Source organism: Demequina sp. NBRC 110055, from assembly GCF_002090135.1.
Taxonomy (GTDB): Bacteria; Actinomycetota; Actinomycetes; order Actinomycetales; family Demequinaceae; genus Demequina.
In genome coordinates, this window is record NZ_BBRL01000004.1 from 1252914 (window position 1) to 1270928 (window position 18015).

Below are 18015 nucleotides of genomic sequence, written 5' to 3' on the forward strand. Positions count from 1 at the left end.
CGTTAGCCATCCGCCGCGACAGTCCGAAGGAAAATCATGGCCACCACCGAAGTCGAGCCGCGCCGCTCGCAGTACACGTGGCGCGACAAGCTCGGGCACTGGGATGTCAAGGCATCCCCGTACCTCTACATCGCACCGTTCTTCATCGTGTTCGGACTGACAGGTCTGTTCCCGATCATCTATACCGCCGTGATTTCGTTCATGGACTGGGACACCATCCGCAACACGGGTGAGTACCTCGGGTGGGACAACTTCCAGTTCGTCCTGAACGACCGCCAGTTCTGGATCGCGCTGCGCAACACCTTCTCGATCTTCCTGCTGTCGTCGGTACCGCAGGTCATCATCGCGACCTTCATCGCGGCGATGCTGGACCACAACCTGCGCGCGCGCACGTTCTGGCGTATGGGCGTCCTGGTGCCTTACGTCATGATGCCTGTCGCCGTCGCGCTCATCTTCTCGCAGCTGTTCGCGGACACGTATGGCCTGATTAACCACTGGCTCGGCTTCATCGGCATCAATCCGATCCAGTGGCACGTCGACGTCATCCCCAGCCATCTCGCGATCGCCTCGATGGTGAACTTCCGCTGGATCGGCTACAACGCCTTGATCCTGTTGGCCGCCATGCAGGCCATCCCGCGCGAGCTGTACGAGGCCGCCGCCATCGACGGCGCGGGCAAGACTCGCCGCTTCTTCTCCGTCACGCTGCCCCAGATCCGCCCCACCGCCATCTTCGTGATCATCACGTCGACCATCGGCGGCCTGCAGATCTTCGACGAGCCGCGCATGTTCGACACCACCGGTACAGGAGGCGCGGACAAGCAGTGGCTCACGATCACGATGTACATGTACAACACGGGATGGGGTCAGTTGAACTTCGGTCGAGCCGCCGCGATTGCGTGGCTCCTGTTCCTGATCATCCTCGCCTTCGGCCTGCTCAACTTCTGGCTGACGCGACGGCTCATCTCCTCTGACACGTCCGGGAGCAAGTGATGGCGACCAAGCGCAAGGGAATGGTCAACCTCAACCGACCGGGATTCTTCGTCTACGGCTCGCTCGCGGCGGTCATGATCGCCTCGCTCTTCCCCTTCTACTGGTCGTTCCTGATCGGTTCGGGTGATGCCACGACCATCCGCGATCCCAACATGTCCTGGCTGCCCGGCGGCAACTTCTTCGCCAACGCCTCGACGGTGATCAACGCGGATGCGGTGAACTTCTGGAAGGCGTTGGGCAACTCGCTGATCGTCTCCACGACCGTGTCCGTGACCACCGTGGTGCTGTCCACCCTCGCCGGCTACGCCTTCGCGAAGCTGCGCTTCAAGGGCAGCAACTGGCTGTTTGTGGCAGTGATCGCGACCATGGCCGTTCCGGTTCAGCTCGGTGTGGTGCCGCTGTACATCATCATGTCTCGCTACGGCTGGACGGGGTCGCTGTGGGCCGTCATCATCCCTGCGTTGGTGACCGCGTTCGGCGTGTTCTGGATGACCCAGTACATGCAGCAGTCGCTGCCGACGGAACTCATCGAGGCCGCCCGCGTCGACGGCTGCAACATGATCCGCACCTTCTGGCACGTGGCCGTGCCGGCAGTGCGGCCCGCGGCGGCCATGCTGTTCCTGTTTACGTTCGTGCAGTCGTGGAACAACTTCTTCTGGCCCTTCATCGTGCTGGACCAGTCGAACCCGACCCTGCCGGTCGCGCTGTCGATCCTGCAGGCCAGCTACTTCGTGGACTACTCGCTGGTGCTGGCGGGCGTGTTGCTCGCCACCGTGCCGCTGCTGATCCTGTTCATCTTCACGGGTCGCCAGCTGGTCTCGGGCATCATGGCGGGAGCCGTTAAGGGCTGATCATGGCCCAGGCCCCCGACGCACCCGCGCTCGACGCTGAGCGAGGGGGCGGCACCACTGCCGCCCCCCGCTCGGGCGAGCGCTCCTTCACCCGCCACACCGCGCCCACGCTTGAGGCGGTCGCCGCCCTGGCGGGTGTGTCCAGGGCCACGGTCTCACGGGTCGTCAACGGTTCACCCAAGGTGCACCCCGACTCGGCCGATGCGGTGCGCAAGGCGATCGCCGCGCTCGGCTACGTGCCCAACAGGGCGGCGCGCTCGCTGGTGAGCCAGCAAAGTCACGCGATCGCGCTCGTGGTGCCTGAGGACACCACCCGCTTCTTCGGGGATGTCTACTTTGCGTCGATCGTTGCCGGTATCAATGATCGGCTCGAGCAGTCGGATTATGTGCTGACACTGATGATCGCGGACCACGCGCCCCAGGGGAAGATGCTGCGCTACCTCGCGGGCGGCGCCGTCGACGGGGTGGTGGTGGTCTCGCATCACACGTCCGACACCTCGCTGACCCAGGTGGGCCAGATGCTTCCCGTCGTCTTTGGCGGTCGCTCGGGCCTGGCCGGTGTGGACTGCTGGGTCGTGGACGTCGACAACGTGGGCGGCGCCGTCACCGCGACGCAGCGCCTCGTCGACCGCGGCTGCACGAACATCGCGACGATCTCGGGCTCGCTGTCGATGCAGAGCGCGCTCGACCGCGTGGAGGGCTGGCGCTCGACCCTGGAGAGCGCCGGCCTCACCCCCGGACCCGTCGTGGATGGGGACTATTCCGTCGTGGGAGGCGCCCGAGCTGCGCGCACACTTCTCGATCGCTACCCGGAGGTCGACGGTGTGTTTATCGCGTCCGACCTCATGGCCAGCGGCGCCATGCCCGTGTTGCTCGACCGCGGCCGGCGCATCCCCGAGGACCTCAAGATCGTCGGCTACGACGACAGTCCCGCGGCGCAGACCTGTGAGGTCCCGCTGACGACCGTGCGCCAGCCGTCGGTCGAGATGGGCCGCGAGATGGCGGACATCCTCCTCGATGTACTCGCGGGCCATACGGACCGTGAGCGGACTACCGTCCTGACGACTCGACTCGTCGAGCGCGAGTCGGCTTAGGGTTCATCGCCCGGAGCGACCGCGCGGCCGATGCCCGGGCCCAGCAGGCGCCACGCCCGCCTCGCGAGGTAGTGACGTTCGCTGGCCGGCGCCAGGCTGACGGCGGCGGCGACCATGCTGATGGCCAGCATGATGTCCTCGTCGGTGATGCCTGCGGGGGTGTCCGCGGCATGCTCGGCCCACGCGGCGGCGACCACCGCGCGAAGGCGTGCCGCAATGTGATCGACCCTGGCGTCGGCCCGTTCCGTCGCAATCAGCTGAATGAGCGCGCTCGCGCCCTCGATTTGGTGCGTGACGAGGTCGGTGACGGCACGCAGCGACGGCGCGCCGTCTGCGGCAAGGGCCTCGATCTCCTCGATGTTCTCCTCGAACACCGCGACGGCGAGCGACACTCGGTCGGGGAAGTGGCGGTAGAGGCTTCCTTGGCCCACGCCGGCGCGCCGCGCGATGGCTGACAGGGGAGCGTCGATGCCATTCGCCTCGAACTCCACGCGCGCGGCAGCGATGAGCGCGGCGCGGTTTTCGCGCCCCGCCGCGACACCTCCGCGATTCGCGCGTGGGCCCTTGGTCATGTGCCTAGACTAGAGACCGGACATAGTTGTCCGGTAGTGCGCGCGAGAGAGAGGCACAGATGGCACGGCAGACGTGGGACGAAGAGGTCGACCTGCTGGTCGCGGGCAGCGGAGCAGCCGCGCTCAGCGCGGCGATCGCCGCAGCGGACGAGGGGCTGAGCGTCCTCGTCGTGGAAAGCACGGACAAGTGGGGTGGCACCACCGCTATCTCCGGTGGCGGGTTGTGGATGCCTAACCATCCCGACATGGGAAAACTCGGCAAGCAGGACTCGCCGCACAAGGCACGCGAGTACATGGACGTCACCATTGGCGATGTTGGCCCGGCGAGCTCGGACGAGCGCCGCGACGCGTTTATCGCCACCGTGCCGAAGGTCTATGACGACTGGAAGCGATTGGGTATCCGATGGGCGCTGAGCGCCGACTACCCGGATTACTACCCCGACAAGCCCGGCGGCATGGATGGTGGTCGCGCGATCGAGACCGAGCCTTTCGACGCCAAGCGCCTAGGCTCGTGGTTCTCGTCCTCGCGCGCCATGATGCCCGCGCCGCTCAAGACCGACGACGTGTGGCTCCTGACCCGCGCATGGTCCAGCCGCGACGGCTTCGCCCGCGGCGCCCAGTTCGTGGGCCGAACGCTCAAGGGCGTGGCGACCGGCAAGAAGCTCTACGGGCTCGGCGGCGCCTACACAGGGCACCTCATGGCGACCGCGAAGGAGTTGGGTGTCGAAGTACGCCTCCGCACACCCATCACGGCAGTCGTGAAGGACGACTCCGGTGCGGTGATCGGCGCCGAAGTGACGACGCCCGGTGGTGTCAAGCGCATCGGCACTCGCGCAGGCGTGATGCTCGGCACCGGTGGTTTTGCACGCAACAAGGAATGGCGTCGCGAGCATCACGGCATCGAGGGCTACTCGTCGGCACCCGAGGGTGACCTCGGCACCGGTATTCAGGTGGGCATCGACGCGGGCGCCGACGTGGCGCTCATGGACGATGCCTGGTGGGGTGCCTCGATCCTCATGCCCAACGGTGAGGCGCAGTTCAGCGTCAACGAACGCTCCGACCCGTACTCGATCATCGTGGACCAGTCGGGCCAACGCTTCTGCAACGAGTCCGCGAGCTACATCGACGTGGGCCACGCCATCCTCGAGCGCGACAAGACGGTGCCCGCCATCCACTCGTGGATGATCACCGAGCGCCGTCACGCCAAGCGCTTCCTCAACAATGCCGCGCTGCAAGGCCTCGGCAAGCTCAAGAAGGCCGGCTCCGTCGTCGAGGCCGACACCCTCGAGGAGCTCGCGGCCAAGCTCGGGATGGACTGGGATGTCCTCCAGGCGACGGTGACCCGCTTCAACGGCTTCTGCGCCACCGGCGTCGACGAGGACTTTGAGCGTGGCCGCACGGCGTACGACAACTATTACGGCGACCCGAGCCTGAAGAACCCCAACCTGGGCCCCATCGAGAAGGGCCCCTTCCGGGCCTTCAAGATCGTGCCGGGTGACCTGGGAACCAAGGGCGGCCTGCTCACCGACGAGCACGCCCGCGTGCTCGACACCGACGGCGCCCCCATCGAGGGGCTGTACGCGGCGGGCAACACGACCGCATCGGTCATGGGCCGCACCTACCCAGGTGCCGGCTCCACCATCGGACCGGCGACGGTCTTCGGCTACCTCGGCGCGAAGCACGCGGCGGGGCGACTCACCAGCATCACCAAGTAGGGGAGAGACATGTTCGGCAAGAAGGACAAGGCGGCCGATGCTCCGGTCGCCGCAGGCGCGACCGCCGCCGGCGCAGGCTCGACGGGCCTCAGTGGCGACACCAAGATCAAGGACTGGCTGGCGCACCCGCAGGGCGGGCCGATCCTGCGCAAGATGCTCGCCGAGGCGGGCCAGGACGCGTCGCAGCTGAAGCCCGTGCAGGGCTTCGCCATGAAGCGACTCATCCCCATGAGCAAGGGCCAGTTCTCCGAGGAGAAGATCGCGGAACTGGTCGCCATGGCAGAGGCTTACGACCCCGCCGCCGAGGGCGCCGAGCCGGCGCAGGCGGCCCAGGCCGCTCCTGCGGATGAGGACGACGCCATCGAGCTGCCCGATTTCGAGGAAAAGGTGACCGAGGGTCGCTTCACTGGGAAGACGATCATCGTCACGGGCGCCGGCTCCGGCATCGGCCGTGCGACCGCGAGCCGCGTCGCGCGCGAAGGCGGCCGTGTCATCGCCGTCGACCTCAACGAGGCGGGCCTCGATGACTTCATCGGTGAGCACGCGGGGCTGGACCTCGTGAAGGTCGTGGCAAACATCACCAAGCAGGAGGATGTCGACGCCGTCGTCGCGGCCGCGGGTGACGTCATCGATGGCCTGGCCAACATCGCCGGAATCATGGACAACATGACCCCTTTGCACGAGGTCACCGATGAGATGTGGGACAGGGTCATGGCGGTCAACGCCACGGGCCTGTTCAAGCTCTCGCGCGCGGTGATCCCGAACATGCTCGAGCGCCACACGGGTTCGATCGTGAACATCACCTCCGAGGCGGGCCTGCGTGGCTCCGCCGCGGGTCTGGCCTACACCGCCTCGAAGCACGCGGTGGTGGGCATCACCAAGTCGGCCGCTTTCATCTACGGTCCGCAGGGCCTGCGCATCAACGCCGTCGCTCCCGGCCCGGTGATCACGGGCATCCAGGCATCGTTCGACTCGCCCATGGCGGCCAAGCGGATCCAGACGGCCATGGCGGTGTTGCCCACGCCCGTGGGCCCCGAGTCGCTCGCGGCCTCGATCTCGTTCCTGCTGTCGGACGACGGTCACAACGTCAACGGCGTCATCCTGCCCTCCGACGGAGGCTGGTCCGCGGTCTGATCCACGGCAGCGTCCCATGGGACCACCACCGTCGCTCTGAGCGAATCGGTGCGCCCCATGGGACGCTGACCGTTGTGGGTTACGCCGCGACCGGTCGCGACCGGTGCCCCACGAGCACCACCACCGTCGTGATGAGCGCGCTCAGCAGCATGCCGGCGCCCAGGTGCCACTGCAGCAGCAGCGCCCCCACACACGCGCCGGCACCGATGAGCAGGATCGCGCCCATGCGTCGCTTCCAAAAGTTCAGGCCCTCGCCGCCCGCGGCCGAATCCGCGGCCAGCCCGGTGATGGTCGACGTCACCACGACAGTGGTCACGTCCTTCACGGCGATGTGACGCGCGACGGCGGCCTGGAGCCCCATCGCCGCTCCCAGGGCACCCGTCACCGTCAGCGCGAGCCACTCGACCGGCTCCTCATCCACGATGACCACGATGGCTGCCGCGGTGAGGACGGTGGCCACGACGGAGAACAGCACCGTGGTCTTGTGGGACCAGCCAGCATCGAAGGTGCGCAGCGTGCGTCCGCCCACCGCCGCGCCGCACATGAAGGCGACGAGCGCGATGATCGGGCCGACGACGGGCAGGTCGTCGACGCCGGTGAGACCCATGCCGAGAATGACGACGTTGCCGGTCATGTTGCCCGTGAACACGCGGTCGAGGCCCAGGTACCCGACCGCGTCGATGACGCCGGTCGAAAACGTGAGTGCCAGCATCAATCCCAGGTGGGTGGCGGCGGGGTTGGCGCGCAGGCGCTCGCTCATGGGGATCCTCTCGCAGGGCCGTGGTGGTCGACCTCGCAGGTCGAAGACCGCCGGTAGTCTCGACCAAGAGTAGGGCACCCCGGGCGGGGTACCGGGGAGGATGCACGTGGGCGACTTTGCGGGAGTGCTGCGCCGCGGGGAGGGCGTCGACGGAGCCACCTATGTGCCCGTCACGACTGACACGGTCACCTGGGGACGCCTTCCCTGCCGGGCCGATGCCCCCGTTCTCACCGTCGAACCTGGTGCGACCATCGTCATCGACACCCTCTCCCACGAGGGCCTTCTGCCCGACCAGGGCTCGGACCCCGAGGCGTTCTTTGGCGCCCACGGCGTCCCCGCACACGAGGTGCTGGACGAGGCCAGGGAAACCACGGCATCGGCCGCCCGCGACCCCGAGCGCGACGGTCCGCACGTCGTCACGGGCCCCATCGCCGTTTCCGGCGCCCGGCCCGGGGACCTGCTCGCCGTCACCATCGAGGACCTCACGCCGCGCGTGCCGTACGGCGTGATCTCCAACCGCCATGGACGCGGCGCGCTGCCAGGGGAGATGCCGGCCTCGGACGGCAACGTCTCGGTCTTTACCCCCATTGCGGCCGATGCCGCGGGCACCTGGCGAGGCTGGCTCCCCGGCCGTGACGGCGGGCCTGCCGTGGCAGGCTTCCCGCTCGCCCCCTTCCTAGGGATCATGGGCGTCGCGACCGCGACCGACGAGCGCGCCCACTCGGTCCCGCCCGGCCCGCACGGCGGCAACATCGACGTCAAGGAACTGGCGGTGGGCTCCACGGTGTACCTGCCTGTGCAGGTGGCCGACGCCCTGTTCTACGCGGGCGATCCGCACTTTGCGCAGGGCGACGGCGAGGTGGCGCTGACCGCGCTTGAGGCCTCGCTGCGCGCGACGGTCACGCTCGAGCTCATCGGCGAGCGCCAGGCGCTGCGTGCCTTCGGTGAGCTCGCCGGGCCGCTCGGAGAGACCGCCGATTTCCTCATCCCTACCGGTATGGACGCGGACCTTGACGAGGCAATGCGCGCATGTGTGCGTCAGGCAGTCGCCATCCTCGGCGCCCGCCACGGTATGGAGCCGCACCTCGCCTACGCCTATCTTTCTGCCGCCACCGACTTCCGCATCTCGCAGGTGGTCGATCTCGTCCAAGGAGTGCACGCGATGATCCGCAAGTCCGACTTCACGGCCACGCGCGCATGACCCGGGTCCACGTCCCCGAGGGGGTCGAGGTCCCCGCCGGCCTGATGGAGGCCTTCATCGGCTATGAGGTCGCGCTCGCGGACAACGACATCGACGCGCTCGGCCACTACTTCGTCGACGGCGCGGATGCCCTCCGCGGTGATGCGGGCGGCCTCCTGGTGGGGCGCGAGCAGATCGACCGCTTCCGCGGCGCCCGCGGCGGCGTCCCCACCCGCGAGGTGACGGATACCCACATCAGCGTGCTGAGCGACAGGCACGCGTACCTCACGTCGGTGAACGCCCCCGCGAAGGGTGGGCGAGGCATGGTGACGCAGCTGTGGCGGCGCACCGAGTCCGACGCCACCCCCGGTGGCTGGGTCATCGAGGCCGCACACGTGAGCGCGCCGACTCCCGCGATCGACACCCGCGTCTGGCGCATCGTCGGTAACCCGCTCGCCCCCGGTGCACCCACCGGGCCGCTCGCGGGCCACACGGTCGCCGTGAAGGATGTCTTCGCCGTCGTGGGCCAGCACCTGGGGGCGGGAGTGCCCGCCTTTCTCGCGGAGTCCGAGGTCGAGGAGGAGTCGGCCGATGCCGTGGCCGCCCTCACCCGCGCCGGCGCCTCGGTCGTGGGAATCGCCCAGACCGACCAGTTCGCCTACTCGATCGCAGGGATGAACGAGGCCTACGGCACGCCCCCGAATCCCGCGGTCCCCGGGGGCATCCCCGGAGGATCGTCCTCGGGTCCCGCAAGCGCCGTCGCCCAGGGCCAGGCGAGCATCGGCCTCGGCACGGACACTGCCGGATCCATTCGCGTGCCCGCGTCGTACCAGGGGCTGTGGGGCCTGCGTCCCACGCACGGCCTGGTGTCCCTCAACGGCGCACTGCCTCTCGCTCCGCAGTACGACACGGCGGGGTGGTTGACCCGGGACGGAGAGACGCTCTTGGCGGCGGCCCGCGCTTCGCTCCCTTCCGAGAGCCAGCGCGACGTGGCGCGTGACGCGGCCGTGGTCTCGGGGCCCACATTTCTCGCCGCGGACGACGACGTCGCCCTGTCGCTGGGCGAGGTGATTGACGCGTTCTCTGGCGCCGGGGTGTTCGCGAGCCTCGAGCCCGTCAATCTGCCCGATCCCGTCGACCTGTTCCGCATCTTCCGTTACACGCAGTCCGCCGAGGCGTCGCGCCACTGGCAGGAGTGGATCTCGGCCCATCCCCTCGCGCTCGCGCCGGACGTCACCGCACGCTTCGCGTGGGCCGCGTCGGTGACCAAGGACGAGGAGTCGTCCGCGCTCGAGGCCAAGCGAGAGGCGCGCAAGGCGATCGACCTCGCCCTAGGCGACGACATTCTGCTGCTGCCGTCGGCCTCGTCCACGGCGCCCTCGCGCGACGCGAGTGCTGAGCGGCTGCAGGCGGTACGGGAGGCGACGCTCGGCCTCACCGCCGTCGCCGGCATCACGGGCCGCCCCGCGCTGTCGGTGCCGGTGCTCGAGACCGACGGCGGCCCTGTGGGACTGTGCCTGGTGGGGCCCCGTGGCTCGGACCTCGCGCTGATCGAGACCGCGATGGAGTGGCTCGCGGCGCTCAAGGGCTAGGCCTACTCGACCGCGATTCTCGTCGTCGGCGACGGTGCGTCCAGCGCCGCGAGCAGGGCGTCCCGGTCGTAGCCGTCGGTGGCCCGGGCCTCCAGCACGACCCGGCCGGGACGCTCCGACATCACGACCACCCGGTCGGCCAGCGCGACGGCCTCGTCGATGTCGTGGGTGACGAGCACCACCGCGGACCCCGCTCGGTCGGCCAGGCCGATGCCTGCCAGCCACGCGTTCATGCGGCGCCTGGTGACTGGATCGAGCGCGCCGAACGGCTCGTCGAGGAGCAGCACCGGCCTGTCGGCGAGGCACGTGCGCAGCAGCGCGAGCCGCTGACGCATGCCTCCCGAGAGCTCGTGTGGCCAGGCGCGCTCGAAGCCGGCGAGTCCGAACTCCTCGAACAGTGCCCGCGCTCGCGGCTCGGCCCTCTGGCGCGGCACGCCCGCGGCCACCGCCCCGACCATTGCGTTGGGCAACGCCCGCCGCCACGGCAGCAATCCGTCGCGCTGCGGCATCCACGCGGTGGCACCGCGTCCGTCGGCGAAGCGAGGAACGTCGACCTCGCCGCGCACCACGGCGTCGGGGCCCAGCAGCCCGCCGAGTACGCGCAACAACGTGGACTTGCCGCACCCCGACGGTCCGAGCACGGCCACGAACTCGCCGGCGGCGACCTCGAGCGTCACGTCATCGAGGACGGCGATGTCCCGGGCCGCGCGCCCCGCGCCGGCGAAGGTCACCGCAAGGCCCCTCGCCGCGAGCACGGGAGCGGTCACTGCTCACCGGTCAGGAACTCGTTGGCCCACGCCTCGTCCACGCGGGGGTCGCCGTCGAGCATGCCGCCGGCGGTGAGCCAGGTCGAGAACTCCTCCCAGGTGTCGGCCTCCTGCACGCCCCATGCGTCGGGAGAGGAGGCGTACTGGTCGGAGAGCCACAGCGCGCTCGCATTGACCAGCTCGCGGTCCAACTCGGGTGCGGCCTCCATGAGTGCGTCAGCGGCGGCCTGCGGATCCTTCATGGCCGCCTCGTAGCCCCGTGCGGTGGTCTCGACGAAAGAGCGCACCGTGGCCGGGTCGGCCTCGATCAGGTCAGCGGACGTCGCCAGCAGTGGCGTGTACCAGTCGGGGACACAGTCGAACCAGTCGCGGAACGCCATCGTGGTGACGTCGAGCCCGTCAACCTCACCGAGCCGCACCGTGTCCCAGGCGTCGAACACCCACGCGGCGTCGAACTGGTCCTCGGTGAGGCCGATGCGGAAGTCGTCGCTCACGAGCGGGGTGTGCTCCACGAGGTCGGGGTCGCCGCCGTCGCACGCGACGAGCGCGGAGATGATCGCCGTCTCGAGGTCCGAGCCATAGCTGCCGTAGCGCTTGCCCTCGAGGTCGCGCGGGCGAGTGATCTCGTCGGAGGCGAGCGACAGCAACGAGGACGTGTTGTGCTCGATGATCGTGGCCACCGAGACCACGTCCGCCCCGGCGGCGCGGGCGGGTAGGAGGCCCTCGGCGACGGAGTAGGCGAAGTCCGCCTGGCCGGTGGCCACTAGCTGCGTGCCGGAGGTCTCGCCGGGCTCGATCACGGTGACGTCGAGCCCCGCGTCCTCATACCAGCCGTTCGCGAGGGCGAGGTAGAGGCCCGCGTGGTTGGTGTTGGGTGTCCAGTCGAGCACCACCGACACCTCAGTAAGGACACTCGCGGAGGCCTCAGCGTCAGCCGAGGTGGTGTCGTCGGCCGATGCGCCGGAGCAGCCGGCGAGGAAGGTCGCCGCGGCGGCGAGGGGAGCGAAGCGAAGGATGTTCATGAGGGGGTCCTTAAGGAGTTAGAGGCGAGCAGCCGGGGGCTGCCACGGAGTGAGGGCGCGGCTGAGGCCAAGGAACACGAGGACGAATAGGCCGGACAGGAGTGCGATGAGCGCGATCCCGACGAAGATCTGGTCGACCGCGTAGGCCTTGCGCGAGCGCTGAATAAAGACGCCGATGCCGGACTCGCCGGCGAGGTATTCGGACACCACGGCGGCGCCGACGGCGTAGGTGGCGGCGATGCGCAGTCCCGCCAGGGCGCCGGGAACGGAGGCGGGCAGGCGTACCAGCCTCAACTGGTGGCGCCTGGTGCCGCCGAGCCCTGCCACCATGTCGGCGTGCTCCGCGTCCACGTCACGGATCGCGGCCGCCGCGGAGATCAGTACCGGGAAGAACACCGTGAGCGCCACGACGATCACCTTGGAGGTCAGCCCGAACCCCGCCCACAGGATCAGCAGCGGGGCCAGGACCACCGTGGGGATGGTCTGGCTGAGCAACACGAGGGGTTGGGCGACATGCCCAGCGGTCGGTACGGTCGCGGTCACGACCGCAAGCAGCCACCCGATGGTCGCGCCGAGGGCGAGCCCCAGCGCGGCCTCCGTCAGCGTCGTCGTGACGTGCTCGCCGAGCTGCGGCGCCTGATCGACGGCCGCGGCGGCTACCTGAGAGGGCGCGGGCAGGATGAACGGCGGCAGGCCGCCCAGGCGCACGGCGCCCTCCCACAGCGCGACGAGCACGACGACGGTGACGCCGCCCACGGCCACCGCACGCGCACGCGAGCCGCCGCGCGGGCGCGCGGCGCCCACGGCATCGGCCGTCACGCGCGGTGCTTACCCACGAGGTCCTGGACGCTTGGGCCGTCGTCGGCCGCGGAGCCCGAGACCTTGATCATCGACATGCAGCCCTCCGCGCCCGCGGCGAGCGTGGCCTCGTGAATGGTGCGCAGCAGCGGCCAGATCTCGTCGGGCGTGCCCTCGATGGTCGTGCCCATCGCGCCCACCTCGTAGGCGAGCCCGGAGCGGGTGATGGCGGCGATGGCGGCGTCGACGTGGGCGTAGCGGTCCTCGGGGGTGCCCACGGGGCGGGGGAGGACTTGGATTTCAGCGATCATGCGTGTCTCCTGCGGTTGATGACCCAAGGAACACGCGACGCAGCACGCCGTCGCCGACAGACGCGGGTGCGTACGGCAGGGACCCTGGCGCGCCGGAGCGCGCCTGACCTGCCGTGCCCACGCCCGCGCCGTCTGGCACGTCCTTACGCTGGCATTACCCAGGTCAAGTTCTCGGGTCGACGGCGCATGTGGCCGTCCTCTCAGCTCGGCTGTCCCGAGCTCCCCGCGTTGGCCCTTGCATCGTAGCCACACCGTGGCGCCGGGGTCCAGGGCCCGAGCCCGTGCTGCCGGCGACACGCGCCATGACCACGAAATGCCTGCGTAACCACGGCAGGCCAGAATGGGCTCGTGAGCATCCCCGGTCCCGTGAACATGCCGCCCCGCCTGCTGATGGGCCCCGGCCCCATCAACGCCGACCCGCGCGTCCTGCGCGCCATGAGCGCCCAGCTGGTGGGCCAGTATGACCCCGCGATGACCGGCGCGATGAACGAGGTCATGGACCTCTACCGCCAGGTCTTCATCACCGAAAACCGCCAGACGATGCTGGTCGACGGCACGTCCCGCGCGGGCATCGAGGCCGCGCTCGTATCGCTCCTGGAGCCCGGCGACCGAGTGCTGGTACCGATCTTCGGCCGCTTCGGCCACCTGCTCGCCGAGATCTCCCGCCGGGTGGGCGCAGAGGTGCACACCATCGAGGCCGAGTGGGGAGAGGTCTTCACCGACGAGGCCATCGAGGCGGCGCTCATCGAGGTGCAGCCCAAGGTGCTCGCGGTGGTGCACGGGGACACCTCGACGACCATGGCGCAGCCCCTCGAGGGACTGGGCGAGCTGTGCGAGCGCCACGGCGCGCTGCTGTACGTCGACGCGACCGCGACCATCGGCGGCAACGAGCTGCGCACCGACGAATGGGGACTCGACGTCGTCACCGCCGGGTTGCAGAAGTGCCTGGGCGGGCCCTCGGGCTCGGCCCCGGTGACGTTCTCCGCCAAGGCGGCAGCGGTGATCGAGGGGCGCAAGAGCGTCGAGGAGGGCATCCGCGACGCCGACGACCCCGTCCTCGACGCCCCCATCCGCTCCAACTACCTCGACATGGCGCAGATCTTCGACTACTGGTCCGAGCGCCGGCTCAACCACCACACCGAGGCGACGACCATGCTCTACGGCGCCCGCGAGTGCGCCAGGATCCTGTTGGAGGAAGGGCTCGACGCCTCGTGGCGCCGGCACGACCTCCACGGACGCGCCATGCTTGCGGGAGCATCGGCCCTGGGGCTGACCCCGTTTGGCCACCTCGCGTACAAGATGACCAACGTGGTGGGCGTCGAGATCCCCGCGGGTGTCGACGGCGACGCGGCCCGTGCGGCGATGCTCGCGGACTTCGGCATCGAGATCGGTACCAGCTTCGGGCCCCTGCATGGCCGCATCTGGCGCCTCGGCACCATGGGATTCAACGCGAGGACCGATGCCGTGCTGACGACCGTGGCGGCGCTCGAAGCGGTGCTGCGCCGCGCGGGCCACCGCATGGAATCGGGTGCCGGCGTCGAGGCCGCGTACGACGTGTACGAGGCGGCGCTGTGAGCGCCCACGACGCCGCCGAGATCCTCGCCCGCTGTGACATCCTCGCGACACATACGGCCGCCAACGACGGCATCGACCGCGCCTACCTCACGCCCGAGCACGCCCGCACCAATTGGACCGTGGGGGAGTGGATGGCCGATGCCGGCCTCACCCCCTGGCAGGACGCCGCCGGCAATCAGCGGGGCACCTACCCGGGGTTGACCGAGGACGCCCCGGTGCTCCTGCTGGGCTCCCACCTCGACACCGTGCCCGGCGCCGGGCGCTACGACGGCATCCTCGGCACGCTGATGGCGATCGCCGTGGTGGGCCGCGTGGCCGCCAGGGGCGAGCGCCTTCCCTTCGCCATCGAGGTGCTGGGCTTCGCGGATGAGGAGGGCACGCGCTTTGGTCGCACCCTGCTCGGCTCCTGCGCCGTCGCGGGAACTTGGGACGAGTCATGGTGGGACCTCACCGACCCGCACGGCACGAGCCTGCGGGACGCCTTCGTGGCGTTCGGGCTCGACCCCGAGCGCATCGGCGAAGCGGCCATGGATCCGCGCCGGGTCATCGGCTACCTCGAAGCCCACATCGAGCAGGGCCCGTTGCTGCAAGATGCCGACAAGGCCCTGGGTGTCGTCACCGGCATCATGGGTGCCAGGCGCTTCGAGCTCACCATGATCGGTGAGGCGGGGCATGCCGGCGGCGTGCCCTACGGGCGTCGTCGCGACGCGCTGCTGGGCGCGGCCGAGGTTGCCGTCGCCGTCGAGGAGCTGGCGCGCGACGCCGGCGCCGTCGGTACCGTCGGCCGTATGCAAGCCTTCCCCGGCGCGCAGAACGTCATCCCCGGCCGCGCGGAGTTCAGCCTCGATCTGCGCGCCGAGACCGACGCGCTACGCGACCGGGTGTGGCTCGATATCGAGGAGAAGGCGCTCAAGTCTGCGGCTGCTCGCCGCCTTGACTTCCGCATCGACGAGAAGCACCAGGCGAAGGCCACGGTGGTGGGTGCGCGCCTCGCCGCCGCGATCGAGGAGGGCATTCGTGCCACGGGCGACGGCGCCCCGATGACGCTGCTGTCGAAGGCCGGCCACGACGCCATGGCGATCGCGGACCTGTGTGACTACGCGATGCTGTTCATCCGCTGCAAGGACGGCATCTCGCACCACAAGGACGAGGCTGTGCGCGCCGACGACGTCGCCGTGGCCCTCGATGCCTTCGAGGCCGCCGTGCTCACCCTCGCGAGGGAGGCGGACCCGGCCGCGGCCGCTACTGTGGACGTCACCCCACCCCAAGGAGCGACTATGACTTTGCCCACCATCACCCGCGACGCCAACGGCGCGCCCAGCATCGACTTCGCCGGGGCCGCGAAGCCCGACGAACTCGTCGTCGAGGTCCACGAGGCCGGCTCCGGTGAGCCGGTCAAGGAGGGCCAGCACATCACCGTGCACTACAGCGGCTGGCTGTGGGACGGCGCCAAGTTCGACTCGTCGTGGGACCGCGGCGAGGCCATCTCCTTCCCCATCGCCTACGGCGCGCTCATCGACGGCTGGGTCGACGGCATCGTCGGTCAGCCCGTGGGTTCCAAGCTGCTGCTGGTCGTCCCACCGGAGTCCGGCTACGGATTCCAGACCATGGGCCCCATCCCCGGCGGCTCGACGCTGGTGTTCACCGTCGACGTCCTCGAGGCACGCTAAGGCTCGTTGCCGCACGGGCCGGGGCACAACGGGGTGCCACCGGCCACCCGCGCGGCACCCGTCGCGCGCCCTACGCTGACGGACATGAGTGCGCGCCCCTTCCGTCAGGTTGATGTTTTCGGCTCCGGCCCCTACCGAGGCAACCCTGTCGCGGTGATCCTCGACGCAGACGGCCTGAGTGACGCCCAGATGCAGCGCATCGCGACGTGGACGAACCTGTCCGAAACCACGTTCGTTCTGTCGCCGACGACGCCCGACGCGGACTACCGCGTACGCATCTTCACTGTCACCGAGGAACTCCCCTTCGCCGGGCACCCCACGCTCGGCACGGCGCGGGCGTGGCTCGACGCGGGGCGCACGCCGCACCAGCCTGGCAACGTGGTCCAAGAGTGCGGTGCCGGGCTCGTGCCGGTACGGGTCGACGGCGAGTCGCTCGCCTTCGCCGCGCCGCCGCGCATCCGTCAAGGCGCGGTCGAGGAGACCGACCTCGCGGTCGCCTGTGACCGCCTACGCATCGCGCGCGACGAGGTCGTCGACGCGGCCTGGGTCGACAACGGCCCGGGCTGGCTGGGTCTGCTGCTCGCCGACGCCTCGCGCGTCCTGGAATGCGAACCCGATGCGAGCCCTCGCTCGGAACGCGGGTTCTACGGGCTTGTGGGTCTGTACGGAGCCGGCCACGGCATCGGCCATCCCGAGGGCGTGGACCTGGAGGTGCGCGCGTTCGTCTACGACGCCGGCGCGCCCGTGTGGGAGGACCCGGTCACCGGCTCGCTCAACGCGTCCCTCGCACAGTGGCTCACGGAGTCCGGGCGCATCGAGGCTCCGTACGTCGCCCGTCAGGGGACGGCGATGGGACGCGACGGACGCGTCTCGGTGACGGCCGATGCCGAGGAGATCTGGGTAGGGGGCTTCACTCGCGTGGCCGTCGCCGGGACTATCCAGGCGTAACGCGGCGTTGTCCCCGACGGCGCGGGGGCGGCGCGCGCACGTCAGGCACGGAAGCGAACTGAGGAGGCACGCCGTGAACGCAGCGCACGTTGGCATTGTGTGGAACCCGGCCAAGACCAGCAAGGACGATCTCCAGGAGGCGCTCGACAGGGCGCTCGAGGGTGCCGATACCGAGGTCTCGTGGTGGGAGACCACGGTCGAGGATCCCGGTTTCGGGCAGGCCCGCGAGGCGCTGGAGGCGGGGGCCGATGTCGTGGTGGCCGCGGGCGGCGACGGCACCGTGCGTGCGGTGGCGCAGACGCTTGCCGATGCGGACACGAATGCGGCCCTCGGCATCGTCCCCATGGGCACCGGCAATCTGCTGTCGCGTAACCTCGATATCCCGCTGAACTCGCTGCCGGATGCCTTCGCCGCCGCGCTCAGCGGCGAGGACCGTACCGTGGATCTCGCCTGGGCGGAGGCCGACTGCGGCGATGGCGACGTGCGACTGGCCTTCACCGTCATGGCGGGCATCGGCATCGACGCGCACATGATCACCGAGACCGACGAGGACCTCAAGGGCAAGGTGGGCTGGCTCGCCTATGTGGAGTCGCTGGGTCGGGCCGTCTCGGCCAGCGACGTGATCGCGATGGGGCTGGGTGTGGACGATGGCGACACCGAGCGGTACGAGGCGCACACCCTGATCGTCGGCAACTGCGGGCTCCTGACCGGGGGAGTGACGCTCCTGCCCGATGCGCTGCCCGACGATGGCGAGCTCGACATGCTCGTACTCAGCGCCGACGGCGTCTCCGGCTGGCTCGACACGCTGCGTTCCATGGTGTGGGACAACGGACTCAAGCGCCTGGTGGGCGCGAGTGACAGGGCCGAGAGCTCCGAGTCGGTGGATCACCGTCGCGTGAAGGACCTGGTGGTGGACCTCGAGCAGCCCCGCATGCTGGAACTGGACGGGGACGAGGTCGGCGAGACGGCCCGCATCACGTTCTCGGTGCAGCCAGGAGCGCTCGCGGTGCGCGTGCCGCGGACGTAGCCCCCCGGC

At 69.7% G+C, this 18015-nt stretch carries 17 protein-coding genes and 1 riboswitch; of the genes, 11 read left to right on the forward strand and 6 right to left on the reverse strand.

Features of this window, described 5'->3' with window-relative positions:
• The first annotated feature begins 36 nt into the window (after positions 1 to 36).
• From B7K24_RS05790 to B7K24_RS05800, 3 genes are read left to right on the forward strand one after another with little or no spacing between them, the layout of a single operon-like run.
• Complete coding sequence (locus tag B7K24_RS05790) at positions 37 to 990, forward strand: carbohydrate ABC transporter permease (RefSeq protein WP_084129147.1); 954 nt, start codon at positions 37 to 39, stop codon at positions 988 to 990.
• Positions 990 to 1841, forward strand: a complete 852-nt coding sequence (locus tag B7K24_RS05795) for a carbohydrate ABC transporter permease (RefSeq protein ID WP_084129148.1) — start codon at positions 990 to 992, stop codon at positions 1839 to 1841. The genes B7K24_RS05790 and B7K24_RS05795 overlap by 1 nt, the downstream gene beginning before the upstream one ends.
• A 2-nt stretch (positions 1842 to 1843) precedes the next feature.
• A complete protein-coding gene (locus B7K24_RS05800; RefSeq protein ID WP_084129149.1) occupies positions 1844 to 2935 on the forward strand; it encodes a LacI family DNA-binding transcriptional regulator in 1092 nt (363 codons plus the stop codon).
• Here B7K24_RS05800 and B7K24_RS05805 read toward each other — a convergent pair.
• Entirely contained in the window at positions 2932 to 3507 is a 576-nt protein-coding gene (locus B7K24_RS05805) for a TetR/AcrR family transcriptional regulator (RefSeq protein WP_084129150.1), read from the reverse strand. The genes B7K24_RS05800 and B7K24_RS05805 overlap by 4 nt on opposite strands.
• A gap of 59 nt (positions 3508 to 3566) precedes the next feature.
• Here B7K24_RS05805 and B7K24_RS05810 point away from each other — a divergent pair, with 59 nt between their 5' ends.
• On the forward strand, positions 3567 to 5222 hold the full coding sequence (locus B7K24_RS05810; RefSeq protein ID WP_084129151.1) for an FAD-binding protein: 1656 nt from the start codon (positions 3567 to 3569) through the stop codon (positions 5220 to 5222).
• Between the two features lie 9 nt (positions 5223 to 5231).
• Positions 5232 to 6356 (forward strand): SDR family NAD(P)-dependent oxidoreductase, encoded by a 1125-nt coding sequence (locus B7K24_RS05815; protein ID WP_084129152.1) that lies wholly within the window; start codon positions 5232 to 5234, stop codon positions 6354 to 6356.
• A 79-nt stretch (positions 6357 to 6435) separates the two neighbouring features.
• Here the strand turns inward: B7K24_RS05815 and B7K24_RS05820 are convergent, their stop codons facing one another.
• A complete protein-coding gene (locus tag B7K24_RS05820; protein ID WP_084129153.1) occupies positions 6436 to 7116 on the reverse strand; it encodes a YoaK family protein in 681 nt (226 codons plus the stop codon).
• Between the two features lie 100 nt (positions 7117 to 7216).
• Between B7K24_RS05820 and B7K24_RS05825 the strand changes: the two genes are divergently transcribed.
• The gene (locus B7K24_RS05825; protein WP_084129154.1) at positions 7217 to 8317 is read left to right on the forward strand and encodes an acetamidase/formamidase family protein; all 1101 of its coding nucleotides are present in this window, start codon (positions 7217 to 7219) and stop codon (positions 8315 to 8317) included.
• On the forward strand, positions 8314 to 9888 hold the full coding sequence (locus B7K24_RS05830; protein ID WP_084129155.1) for an AtzH-like domain-containing protein: 1575 nt from the start codon (positions 8314 to 8316) through the stop codon (positions 9886 to 9888). The genes B7K24_RS05825 and B7K24_RS05830 overlap by 4 nt, the downstream gene beginning before the upstream one ends.
• A 2-nt stretch (positions 9889 to 9890) precedes the next feature.
• On the opposite strand, the gene B7K24_RS05835 is transcribed toward B7K24_RS05830, so the two are convergent.
• From B7K24_RS05835 to B7K24_RS05850, 4 genes are read right to left on the reverse strand one after another with little or no spacing between them, the layout of a single operon-like run.
• The gene (locus B7K24_RS05835; protein ID WP_234986567.1) at positions 9891 to 10619 is read right to left on the reverse strand and encodes an ATP-binding cassette domain-containing protein; all 729 of its coding nucleotides are present in this window, start codon (positions 10617 to 10619) and stop codon (positions 9891 to 9893) included.
• Positions 10620 to 10651: 32 nt separating this feature from the next.
• Positions 10652 to 11677, reverse strand: a complete 1026-nt coding sequence (locus B7K24_RS05840; protein ID WP_084129157.1) for an ABC transporter substrate-binding protein — start codon at positions 11675 to 11677, stop codon at positions 10652 to 10654.
• An 18-nt stretch (positions 11678 to 11695) separates the two neighbouring features.
• Positions 11696 to 12496 carry an ABC transporter permease gene (locus tag B7K24_RS05845; protein ID WP_234986568.1) on the reverse strand — a complete coding sequence of 267 codons (801 nt, stop codon included), beginning with the start codon at positions 12494 to 12496 and terminating at the stop codon, positions 11696 to 11698.
• On the reverse strand, positions 12493 to 12786 hold the full coding sequence (locus B7K24_RS05850; RefSeq protein ID WP_084129158.1) for a thiamine-binding protein: 294 nt from the start codon (positions 12784 to 12786) through the stop codon (positions 12493 to 12495). Before B7K24_RS05850 ends, B7K24_RS05845 begins: the two co-directional genes overlap by 4 nt.
• Before the next feature lie 123 nt (positions 12787 to 12909).
• Positions 12910 to 13022, reverse strand: a riboswitch (TPP riboswitch).
• A gap of 112 nt (positions 13023 to 13134) precedes the next feature.
• On the opposite strand from B7K24_RS05850, the gene B7K24_RS13265 reads away from it, so the two are divergent.
• From B7K24_RS13265 to B7K24_RS05870, 4 genes are all read left to right on the forward strand, one after another.
• Positions 13135 to 14361, forward strand: a complete 1227-nt coding sequence (locus B7K24_RS13265) for an alanine--glyoxylate aminotransferase family protein (RefSeq protein ID WP_307181973.1) — start codon at positions 13135 to 13137, stop codon at positions 14359 to 14361.
• The gene (locus tag B7K24_RS05860; protein ID WP_144268144.1) at positions 14358 to 16031 is read left to right on the forward strand and encodes an allantoate amidohydrolase; all 1674 of its coding nucleotides are present in this window, start codon (positions 14358 to 14360) and stop codon (positions 16029 to 16031) included. The genes B7K24_RS13265 and B7K24_RS05860 overlap by 4 nt, the downstream gene beginning before the upstream one ends.
• Positions 16032 to 16115: 84 nt before the next feature.
• Positions 16116 to 16979 carry a PhzF family phenazine biosynthesis protein gene (locus tag B7K24_RS05865; RefSeq protein WP_084129161.1) on the forward strand — a complete coding sequence of 288 codons (864 nt, stop codon included), beginning with the start codon at positions 16116 to 16118 and terminating at the stop codon, positions 16977 to 16979.
• A gap of 73 nt (positions 16980 to 17052) precedes the next feature.
• Positions 17053 to 18006 (forward strand): diacylglycerol kinase family protein, encoded by a 954-nt coding sequence (locus B7K24_RS05870; protein WP_084129162.1) that lies wholly within the window; start codon positions 17053 to 17055, stop codon positions 18004 to 18006.
• Positions 18007 to 18015 lie beyond the last annotated feature (9 nt).

Bases quoted from the DNA above. Each gene is read 5' to 3' on its own strand.
- B7K24_RS05790 (WP_084129147.1), top strand. From the start codon at position 37: ATGGCCACCACCGAAGTCGAGCCGCGCCGCTCGCAGTACACGTGGCGC.
- B7K24_RS05850 (WP_084129158.1), bottom strand. From the start codon at position 12,786: ATGATCGCTGAAATCCAAGTCCTCCCCCGCCCCGTGGGCACCCCCGAG.
- B7K24_RS05805 (WP_084129150.1), bottom strand. From the start codon at position 3,507: ATGACCAAGGGCCCACGCGCGAATCGCGGAGGTGTCGCGGCGGGGCGC.
- B7K24_RS05830 (WP_084129155.1), top strand. From the start codon at position 8,314: ATGACCCGGGTCCACGTCCCCGAGGGGGTCGAGGTCCCCGCCGGCCTG.
- B7K24_RS05820 (WP_084129153.1), bottom strand. From the start codon at position 7,116: ATGAGCGAGCGCCTGCGCGCCAACCCCGCCGCCACCCACCTGGGATTG.
- B7K24_RS05815 (WP_084129152.1), top strand. From the start codon at position 5,232: ATGTTCGGCAAGAAGGACAAGGCGGCCGATGCTCCGGTCGCCGCAGGC.
- B7K24_RS05825 (WP_084129154.1), top strand. From the start codon at position 7,217: ATGCACGTGGGCGACTTTGCGGGAGTGCTGCGCCGCGGGGAGGGCGTC.
- B7K24_RS05865 (WP_084129161.1), top strand. From the start codon at position 16,116: ATGAGTGCGCGCCCCTTCCGTCAGGTTGATGTTTTCGGCTCCGGCCCC.
- B7K24_RS05795 (WP_084129148.1), top strand. From the start codon at position 990: ATGGCGACCAAGCGCAAGGGAATGGTCAACCTCAACCGACCGGGATTC.
- B7K24_RS05840 (WP_084129157.1), bottom strand. From the start codon at position 11,677: ATGAACATCCTTCGCTTCGCTCCCCTCGCCGCCGCGGCGACCTTCCTC.
- B7K24_RS05810 (WP_084129151.1), top strand. From the start codon at position 3,567: ATGGCACGGCAGACGTGGGACGAAGAGGTCGACCTGCTGGTCGCGGGC.
- B7K24_RS05800 (WP_084129149.1), top strand. From the start codon at position 1,844: ATGGCCCAGGCCCCCGACGCACCCGCGCTCGACGCTGAGCGAGGGGGC.